This window comes from Candidatus Cloacimonadota bacterium, assembly GCA_012516855.1.
Taxonomy (GTDB): Bacteria; Cloacimonadota; Cloacimonadia; order Cloacimonadales; family Cloacimonadaceae; genus Syntrophosphaera.
This window is the reverse complement of record JAAYWB010000102.1, coordinates 1-10,414: the sequence shown is the minus strand read 5'-3', so window position 1 is coordinate 10,414 and position 10,414 is coordinate 1. Positions and strand designations below refer to the sequence as shown.

Genomic DNA, 10,414 nt, shown 5'->3' with positions numbered 1-10,414 from the left:
ATATCGTTCAATGAAGCATCACCGTTCAAAGTTTGACCAGCAAATAAATAATATGTAGAATCTGCAGGTGCGTTTTCTAATACTAAAAATTTAAGCCAACTTGTATCACATGATTGTCCATTACAATGTAACTCTACAATACAAGAATCTAATCCCATGTAACCAGAATTAGGATTATAAATTCCGCTTCCATTAGGATTAAAAAATATAGTTCCATTTATCGGATTAGTGAATAGTGTGTATGTTTTATTTGTACAAGATAAGTCATTAACTGCTACATTGAAATTGGTTGCAGTATTTTTGAGGGCTAATACAAAATCTTCTAAAGCTGCATTTGATGGACATGTGCTAATCAAATCTATTGTTACTACTGCTGTAGTAATTGTTCCATCTGGGCACGTTATTTGATAAGTGAACCCAAAAGGATCTGTAGGATCACAAGATAAAAATGTAAAGCAAAAATTACCGTTAACATCTATTGTCACAGTTCCATTTTGAGGCATCCCAACTAATGCAATACTGGTAGTAGGACCTGGATCACAAGTCATATCATTTACAAGCACATTAGAACAGTATGGAGTCGTACAGTCATTCGTACTATATGAATCATCAGTTGCACTTACAGTATTCGGACATACGATATCACAAGCAGAAATTTTAGAAGTCGTATCTCCATTATGGTTAATATGAAAAATTTCACTTGAAACTGGGTTCCAACCAATAGAAAAACTTACTGTATCTATGTCTCCATCTTCATTTGTATAATAATACTCATTGGTAGTTGTATTCCAAATAATATTAGTAGCTGTCTCGCATTTTTTTACAACGTTGCATAGATTCAAAGTATATTCATTTCCGTCTGTAGTTCTTACTAGCACAGTAGAATCACTTGCAATTATTAAGGTGTCTATTGCAATAGGAACGGATGGATTTGCGCCCCCTTTGAGCATGCATTGGTTAATCAAAGTACCGTCATTGTCTGTAATGGCAATAGTGGAGTCATTCACGCACTGCAACCTGTATCCAAGTACAGTAGGAAAACCGTTTTCGTTTACAATTGTATAAGTTCCATCAGCATTGTTTAAAACAATTATATTGGTCTCGCACTTTTTTACTAAGTTGCATAAATCAAGTGTATATTGGTTTCCATCGGTAGTTCCAATTGTTAGAGTAGAGTCAGACTCGACAATAAGTGTATCAATTGCTATAGGCACGGCTGGATTTGCTCCACCTCTCAATACACAGCTATTCACTAGCGTTCCATCATGGTCACGCAACTGAATAGTAGAATCATTCACGCAAGTAAAGCTATATCCCATCACTGATACGACTCCAGCTTCATTTACAAACTGATAAGTACCATTTGCTAAATTAATTAGCTCTACTTTTGTCTCACATTTTTTTATAGCATTACAGAAATCTTGCAAAGGAACGCCATCAATTAAAAGTGTAGAATCTGCGCCAATTGTAATCTCGATTGATCCATCTGCATACATAGCCTTGCAAGCCTCTACTGGAAGCCAATACCCATGTCCGTCTGGACCAGATATAATACAACAAGAGTCCTGTATGACTCCGTTTACTTTACATCGCTCTAATTGACCTAATTTCTGTCCATAAATACTAAACGAAAGCAATAAAAGCAGTATTGATAAAATCTTCTTCATTTTATTTCAATTTTTTTTGAATTTCTGTTATGATTTTTCTTAATTCCTTGTTTTCTTTTTCCAAGGCATCTAGCCTTGAAGCCATATTTAGTAATTTAGGATTTATATCTGGGACACCACAGAATTGTTCGCATGGAACCCAACCACAAGAACCCTCTGCATCACTTCTTACTAGCACATATCCAGTATTTCCAGGTCCTAGATTACAAATTGCGTTTTTTATGACTTCTGTTGTTAATGTTTTATAAGTACAGTTCCCTCCAGAATTAACCATTATTAAATCAGAAGGAGCTAAGGCTGAGACACCTGAAAATAAACTTTGTAATTGAGGGCAAGTAATATTTGTATTAACTGTATAAGTTTTGCAGTCTGCTCCTACTAAGGGTTGTCCAGTGTAAGGATTCCCATTAGGAAGCCCAGCAAAAAATGGACATAAATCAACTTTAATTCCATTGGCTCCGCATGTAATTCCCCCTATTGGGTCTATATTTAAACCAACTGTAATCACACCATTCGCTAATCCTGCCGAAATACAATTTGCTCCTTGGGCTTCTAGGCTTGAACTATAACAAGCTCCTCCATCGGTAAAGAATAATTTATGAGATCCATTGCCTTCAAATGGCAAGTTATCTAGGCCTTTTAAAATATCGCAATAGACATTTCCAACACAGGCTAAAATTGAATCACATAAAAATTGATTTACGCAATTTGTTGTTGAATCACAATTCCAATTACTTCCCCCTGTATTTAATACAGTCTTGTAACAGGTGCCTCCATTGACTGCAATTACTGTATCTCCTGTACTACTGGCTTCTTGATATGGAAATGAATGTAAAGCCTCACATACTAAAGTATCAAATCTAGGATTGTCTAAGCATTCTAAAAATAAATCGCAAATAGTTGTATCGTTTTGAATACAGGCGATAATTGAGTCGCATAAAAAGTCGTCTAAACAAGCCTTAATTGAATCGCAAAACCAATCTTGACCAAGGCAGTTTTGCATACTATCACAATTAAAATTTGAACCTCCAGACGGTAGGGCAACTTTATAGCACTGCCCATTGTATGTTCCAAAAACTGTATCTACTGCACCACTATATCCAAGTAAATTTAAGCTTGAACAAATAGCGTTACTTCCAAATAAATTGCCATCTACTTTAGCGCATTGACCGTTGTTTATTCCGATTAGATATTGAGGAATAAAATTCATACCACCAAATCCATTTAAGGTTTGGCATATATAAGAAGAATTTATACAATTTTGAACTTCTGTACAAAAATCTGGATCGCCTGTGATACAATCGAGCACCTCTGGGCAATCAATCCCACCGTACTGCTCCCAACGAATAGAATCCCTGTAGCATGTTCCGTCTGCTCGCTGAAATAATAATCTATCACCAAGCGCATAATTCCCTGTAGAAATACCACCAATTGAATTACATAGCGTGCCAGATGTTAAGCAATTTTCTACTTCTTCACAAAATAACGGATTCCCAGAAATGCAGTCTATTACACCTGGGCAATCTAATCCACCATAAGCGGACCAATGAATAGTATCTTTGTAGCACGATCCGTCTGGCCTAAGATACAGCACCTTGTCATCAGTATCATAAACTCCATTTACAGTTGCTTGTGCAGCAGCGCATAAAGCCAATGGACTAACAATTAAATTAAATGGAACTCTTTTGCATCCAGTAGCACTTTTAACAATAAAGTGATCTCCAGTAGCTACCGTTCCTGTTGGAATACCTCCAAGACTAGAGCAAATGACTCCGCTTGGAATGCTATCTGGTGATCCTATGATTTGTCTCAATAAGTCTATGTCAATCCATCTACCATGTCCAGTCGGAAGACCAGACATTATAAAACAACTATCCTTTGGATTTCCGTATTGATCTTTACATGGTTCTAATTGAACTAGTTTTTGACCGATACACCCAAAGGATATTGTAATGAATAAAAATACTAATATCTTCTTCATGTAAGAAATAAATTAATTATCTAATTAATGTATACAATTCTGGGCACTTTTCTTTTATCTCGTCTTCAATTGTCTTGCATTCTTTGAAAGTAACCTGAATAATACATTTTTCAATATTTCCGTTTGCATCTGGTCCTCCAACAGCAGGAGATATAATTATAGTATTGCCTGTTTTTATCCAGTTTCTTCCATTGAAATCAACTAATGGAGACAAGCCAACCCCATTCCAAGTAACATCAATATCTGCCATATCTGCTGGAAGGTTTCCAACAGTAATATCAAAGTTGGTTGTAGCTTGCACTATAGGAAATATTTGCTTTTTATCTGTACAAGACTTAAAGCCTTTCATGCATTTTATAAGTTCCAGCAACTTACAAGTAGTTACTGCTGTTCCGCAAGAAGAACATGAACCGCTATTTCCTCCACATGTTGTACACGTAGAAGTGGTTGGAGCTGGTGGCATATTTTTATATTTTTTTGATTAAAAATATTATTTACTATCTATATGGGAAGTTTCAGATTGCAATTTTGTCACTTCCGATTGCACATCTTTAACTACTTCTGTTTTAGCAACAACTTCTTCTTTCGCTTGTGTTTCTTGCTTTGCTTTCGCTCCAGCACAATCACACGCTGCTGCAATTGCAGATTGTGGAGGTAACATACAAGGCTCTGTGTACACATCAAAGAAAGCTGTGAGGCCAGTAAGTGTTGTTGTATCAGCGCACTCTATGGCAATAACTACATTGTAGTTGTTATTCCATGTTTCTAATTGTCCTGCGCTTGGAGTTGTGCTACTTAAAGTAAGAAGCGTATATTTTGCATCTGGATTGCATCTTTTATCCATGCATTTCATGAAGCCATCTCCATCTCTTAAAGATGATCCAGAAGTTTGATACAACAGTTCTTCTGTTTCATCATTACATACTTCTGCGCCACTTTGAGATTCATGGCAAGCATTTTTAAGAACCGTTACTTTTCCGCAACATTCGTCATTCAAGAAAGTCAAGTCGAAGTTAAGGAACTCTGGATAAACCCCAGGTATATTGCAACATCTTTTTGCTTTCTCTGGACAAGCCGTGATTCTCAACACTGGACAATCAGTAAATGTCGACTCTTCTGCCAATATAAATAATGCATCAATTTGCGCTTCCGTCAACGGAGTTGCAGCAAGATTTCCAGCATCAGCTTTTGCATAAACACTTGCAATAAACATATTGCTTTTGTTTATATTGATCCATGCTTTCTTTACCAATTCTACGCAATTTCCGCTTGGGCACCCCTCACAACCATCACAACATGATGTTTGTACCGAGAATAAGCAAGAGGCATTTGCTGCGCCAAGAGTCGCTAATGTATCTTGGCTGCAATATGATATCTTGAAGATATATGTTTCTTCACAACTTGCACAAATGTCAGAAAGCTCAATGATCTTACATTGCCCTGCTCTATAGCAGTTGACATTGTAGTTATGCATTGATTTTCTGTAAAGCGCAAGTGATCTTGATGAGTCCTCAACTGTAGGTCCACCAGTTGCCAAAAACACAGATGGGTTGGTCGGAATGGATGCTGCATCAATTGTCAAGCAATCATTGTTGGAAAAAATGCCGATCTCACCATCAGCTAATTGATTTATATTTTTTCCTGGTGCGGCTACTGCTAAATTTCCTTTTGGAAATAATATCTTCCATGGTGAATGTGGATCAAATGTATGCATTTTTTATAATTTTATTTTTTATAATCCTTTTCTTGTAATTTCATTAAGTTTTGTACTGTATGACGCTGAATTTAATGATGCTGCAAAAATTAATGAAGCTACACTAACTATATCGTCATGAATTATATCTGAAAGCTCACATTCTGATTTAACTTTTTCTGTATCATCAAAATCTGGATAGCCTCCGATACATATATCTTTCGGATTTCTTACATAGGTTATTTCATATTTGGACACATTTGGATAAAATATTTTAACCAAATGTCCTTCAACGAAGTCTATGTTTATTTCCTTCCACTTTGGGTCTGATCTTGAAAACGGATCTTCTTCATTAAGATCATCCGTTTGGATCACAAAACATCTTGACTTTTTAGAACAGCCAGGAACGGTAGCATAACTAGCTTCATGAGCCATATAATTTTCTGGTAATTCTGCGTAGCTATATCCATTTTTCTTTGTGGGAATTATTGGATAATTATCTACGACAATATTCTTGATATCTTCCCTGCTTCTTTGTACTCCTTGATATCCCAGAAATTTACTAGCTTGCTCTGCAAATCTTGGAACTGCAATACTTCTTACAAGAGTTCTTTGTGCCATGTTTAGTAACGTGTCAATCTGGTAATCAAACAGACCTCTACCTTTTCCTGTATCTACCTGATCAGCAAGCACTCTGAACTCATGATGCATTTGTATTACATCCATTTCATTACTTAGCTTCTATTTTAGTCTTTAATTTTTCGTACAAGTCTTTACCTGTTCCGACTGTAAAATATTCAATAGCTTCTTCAAGATTTCTTCCAACTTTGAAGTCTCCGAATTTGAAAAACTTGTCATGAGTATCTTCAACTATAAAGTTTTTATTTATAGCCATTACCACACAAGCTCTCACGTCTAATTCAGAATCTTGTTTCTCCGCATAGAGTATAAATTCCTCCAAGTCTTTTGCTATAATACTTGATATCTCTGAATTAATTTTATCCTTGTCTTTTGCATTGATCTTTTTGGCTCTTAAAATTGCAATGATATTTAGCTTATTTTCGACTGAAAGTTTTTTCAACAGCTCATAAGCTTTTTCATTCAATTTTAATTTTTTTGAAGCCTCAACATCGTCTTCATCTTCTTTTTCAATGTAGAACCTTTTATTTGACTCTTCCGCTTCTTTTTTATTGCTGGCAACATACTTTGTGTGTGCTCTTGCAATACCAGCTCTAACTTCTTCGATTGGATTTGAGTGATTAAAAGACGTTGTTCCATCATTCAATTTTACCAAGAATCTTACATCATCATAAGGAGATACTGTTCCTAAGATAAACTTCTTGTTTGTCAAGTCTACACCAATTTGTGCACCTAACTCTCCAAGTCTTTTATCGCTTATATCTATCTTATATTCTGTACCGTCATCTGTAAGCGATGGTTGCAAAGAAAGTGGTTGGCCAGCAAACTCTACATTTGATAGCTTGTTCCATTTCTTATGTTCTAATGTTTTAATTGTTGTATATTGCATTTCTTCTTCTTTACAAATTATCTATCAAGGTACAATACCCCTGTTCTAGTTGGGTCGTCAATAAAAGGAAGCATATTTGCAGTGTAGTTCACTTCAAAAGCATCCTCTGATGTAGCTACGTAGCCATTTGTTGATTGATTGATCAAACTCATAGGAACATTACCTACTCGGTATGACATATATTCCATTCCTCCTTTTGGAACAATCAATCTAGTTGTAGAATTTTTGCCCATTCCACTTACATCCATTGCCACTATTGTTCCAGAAGAAATAAGTCTTCCAGATACAGGGTCGATTTCAGTAAATAATTCTGGATCATCAAACGTCGGCTCGTGATGAATTCTCACGATCTTATTATTCTTTAATCTGATGCTTGTAACCATAGCACCAAATTCTAATGCAGCTCCAGATAATTCAGAAGTTGTGTTCCTTAATACTTTGTCAGAATTGATTTGAAGCCCCAAAGAAGCTAAATCTGCCCAGAATGCATCGTTGAATTGCTCAATCGCATAAGATCCAGCATATAAATCAATATCCCCTGGAGTGTATCCTATTCTCGGCTGATGAATGTTATTGAAGAACTCATAGATCAGCTTAGCCGTTATCTTCTGGTATCCCATGGCAAAGCCGTTGTCCATTATCTGCCAATAGAATCCTGTCGCATAAGCAACCATTCTGTTTGTAGATCCTGCAACAACTGCATCTCTACTGAACCAACAATATCGGTTCTTTTCTTTCATCCACTGCTTATTAGCATAATGCTCTGCCCAAGTAAGGATGGTTTTAGCCATTACCTTCTTGCCCATAACATTTTTGCCCAACATTACTTCACAATGCTGATTTGGATCATTATAGAGTGCGAAGTCAGTCATCTTGAAGTGCTTGTTTATCTTACCTCCTTTGATGGTGGTAGATAATGGACGACCTGGGAACCAAGTCGAACCTTTTTGTTGATTTCCTTCTTCCGCAGATGCCCACAACTTAGTCCATTTTGAACCTTTTGTGAAATATTTTACAGGGATTGTTTCCGTATTTGAAGTGAATTTTGGCATAGCTCTATATAGCCATCCAGATCCTTTTTTCTCCGCATGAGATTGGATTCTCAATTGGTAAAGTGGGTTTCCTGGAGAAATCTCGTCAGATGGAACAAGCAGTGGTTCTGTTGTCCAAACAAAAACATCTGTTTTCCCAAGTCCATATTTTCCAGTACCACCAGCCATTGCATCACCTTCGATGACTATGATTTGATATCCAGCGTTTGGATATTTTACACTCACTTCTGGCCAAGATGAAGCTCCATCTTTTTCTTCGATATTGCTCTTATTAATTAAAGAAGAATACAAAGGATATTCATTCACATAAGTTTGGGCGTATAGCTCTGACACGAGCATACCTAAGTCATGTGGTTTGTTTAGCATAGACATCGCCAAATGTTGGGTGTCTATCGCAGTTGAAAACCCAGGTACTTCTTTAATAGATTTGAATAATTTACTCATCTTAGATTGTTTATTTTTTTAACAATTCTTCTACAGAAACATATATTGCTTTACTGTCTTTGTTTTTATCCTTGCCTTCCTCTTTCTTTTCTGGCTTTTGTTCAGCCTTTTTTTGTTCAGAAACAGGAATTTTATAATCATTTTCTATAAAATTAATCAAAGCGAATATTTTACTAATATCATTGCTTTGTTCCAATTTCATTATTGCCTGATCGAATTTGGTTACATAGCCACCTTCTACTTTTACTGTAGGGTTATAAAAGCTATTGATATAATCCCTTCTCTTTTGGTCATCTAATTTTACATCACCTATGGATTCTATCTTTTTGCTTTCTTCGGCAGCTTTTTTGATTGTTGCAGCTAGTTTTTCTTTTTCCTTGCCAAAAAGCTCATCGACTGATGCCTTTGCATCATTTTTTGCTCTGTCTTTGGCATTTTTATTGTTAGCAAATATTTCTGCTGCGCTTGACGCTAATGTTCCTTTTTCTTTTCTCTTTGCAATGATGTCATCAATTTCATCTGAATCCTTGATTGTTTTTGCAAGGTGTTTTCTGACTACATTCTCCATTTTTTCTGGAGTATCTATTGAGTCATCATCATCAAGAGTCTTGGCGAAATCTACAAGCGATCCTTTTTTTGTTGCTAAAAACTCTATCGCAGATATTATCTCTGGAGGTAAAGTACCTAGAACTTGTCTAGCATAATTTTTCCCTGCTTCCGAAATCGCATCAATAATATCTTGACTAGATTCTGGCTCCTTATCCAAGAGACCAACTTTAACCAATTCAGATCCAATGTCGGCAAATTTATTTTCTGCTGGCGGATCTGGTGGATCTGCTGGTGGATCTTGATCTGCTGGTGGATCTTCTGGTGGGTCTTTAGGTGGATCTTGATCTTGATCTGCTGGTGGATCTGTTTCGTCCTTAAAGAAATCGGCACTAGACACTGTTTTATCATCGTCAATGCCCCAATCAAACTCTGGCATATAAATTACTTTACTGCAAAGTTAATCCCTAAGTGTCGTATTAAAAATTATCGTTATATTTTGGGCTTATGCATTATTTTTATTTTCCCCTATTTTAGCGTTTGCTAACCTATCCTGTATTTCAACTTCTTTAGCCTTTAAAAGTATGTTCATTTGCTCAATGACATCTGGCTGCCCATTGTTATTTGCATCCTGTTCTTTGGCGAATCCAAGTGCTACAATAGCTGCTTTTTGTATTTGGGTGATTCTATTCTCCTTCTCTTTTAGTATCACCAGCTCTTTTTGTCTTTCAAATAATTCATTTGCTGTTTTCTGTTTTTCTTTTTCAATCATAATCGAATTATCGTGCTCTTTCTGTGCTGCTGCCATTGCTCTTGCATCAGCTTCCTGTTCTGCTACCTTTAAAGCTATTTCGGCTTCTTTTGGATTATTTGTATTGATTATGCTTAATGCTGTAGATCCTCTCATGTTCCCCGATTGTGCTGCCATCTGAATAAAAGCCTCTATTTTTGATTTGCGTTCAAATACAGATGCCGTATTCTGCTTGAAGAAGCCGTAAGTTGACATTGAGAAGTGAGTGTTGTTGAATTTGATCCATGCAAGACTATTGTCATCGAGTGTATAGTACAATGACTCTGGTTTGCTTTTTTTGTATAGCCTTCTTGCAAAATCTATAAGCCCAAGCATTACTCTATCCTTGATTTCATCATGAGTAGAATAGTATGGCTCCAACATTTTTAGTGCCTGGCCATATATTGCAGATACATTTCTAGCTCCCTCTCTTTCTTGTATTTGAGCTTCGATCTGCTTTGGAACGCCAACGATTTCTCCAGCCTTATAGTCTATATAGTCTAATATTTTCTGAATAGCTGCTACATCCCCATGGTGGTTTAGGTTTATTTCTTTAACAAAATTGCCCAATGGAGATCCTTCATTTCTATTTCCCTCTTCTTTTGGATTTAAGAAAATCAAGTCATCTTTATCCATGTGCTCGATAAACTTAGCTACATCAATTCCAGATGATGTTGGGATTGCACTAGAATTTATAGCTGTCTTACTTCCTT

General features: G+C 36.2%; 9 protein-coding genes. All 9 read right to left on the bottom strand.

Annotation, left to right across the window (positions count from 1 at the left end):
- The coding region (locus GX466_08690; GenBank protein ID NLH94270.1) for a hypothetical protein at positions 1-1,667 on the bottom strand (1,667 nt) is incomplete at its 3' end.
- A gap of 1 nt (position 1,668) precedes the next feature.
- The gene (locus GX466_08685; GenBank protein NLH94269.1) at positions 1,669-3,480 is read right to left on the bottom strand and encodes a hypothetical protein; all 1,812 of its coding nucleotides are present in this window, start codon (positions 3,478-3,480) and stop codon (positions 1,669-1,671) included.
- Between the two features lie 184 nt (positions 3,481-3,664).
- The gene (locus GX466_08680) at positions 3,665-3,997 is read right to left on the bottom strand and encodes a hypothetical protein (protein NLH94268.1); all 333 of its coding nucleotides are present in this window, start codon (positions 3,995-3,997) and stop codon (positions 3,665-3,667) included.
- 141 nt (positions 3,998-4,138) lie between these two features.
- The gene (locus GX466_08675; GenBank protein ID NLH94267.1) at positions 4,139-5,362 is read right to left on the bottom strand and encodes a hypothetical protein; all 1,224 of its coding nucleotides are present in this window, start codon (positions 5,360-5,362) and stop codon (positions 4,139-4,141) included.
- A gap of 18 nt (positions 5,363-5,380) precedes the next feature.
- Complete coding sequence (locus tag GX466_08670) at positions 5,381-6,034, bottom strand: hypothetical protein (protein NLH94266.1); 654 nt, start codon at positions 6,032-6,034, stop codon at positions 5,381-5,383.
- A gap of 37 nt (positions 6,035-6,071) precedes the next feature.
- A complete protein-coding gene (locus GX466_08665) occupies positions 6,072-6,869 on the bottom strand; it encodes a hypothetical protein (protein ID NLH94265.1) in 798 nt (265 codons plus the stop codon).
- A gap of 17 nt (positions 6,870-6,886) precedes the next feature.
- Positions 6,887-8,365 carry a hypothetical protein gene (locus tag GX466_08660; GenBank protein ID NLH94264.1) on the bottom strand — a complete coding sequence of 493 codons (1,479 nt, stop codon included), beginning with the start codon at positions 8,363-8,365 and terminating at the stop codon, positions 6,887-6,889.
- Positions 8,366-8,375: 10 nt separating this feature from the next.
- Positions 8,376-9,350 (bottom strand): hypothetical protein, encoded by a 975-nt coding sequence (locus GX466_08655; protein ID NLH94263.1) that lies wholly within the window; start codon positions 9,348-9,350, stop codon positions 8,376-8,378.
- A gap of 66 nt (positions 9,351-9,416) precedes the next feature.
- On the bottom strand, positions 9,417-10,414 hold a 998-nt coding region (locus GX466_08650), incomplete at its 5' end, for a hypothetical protein (protein ID NLH94262.1).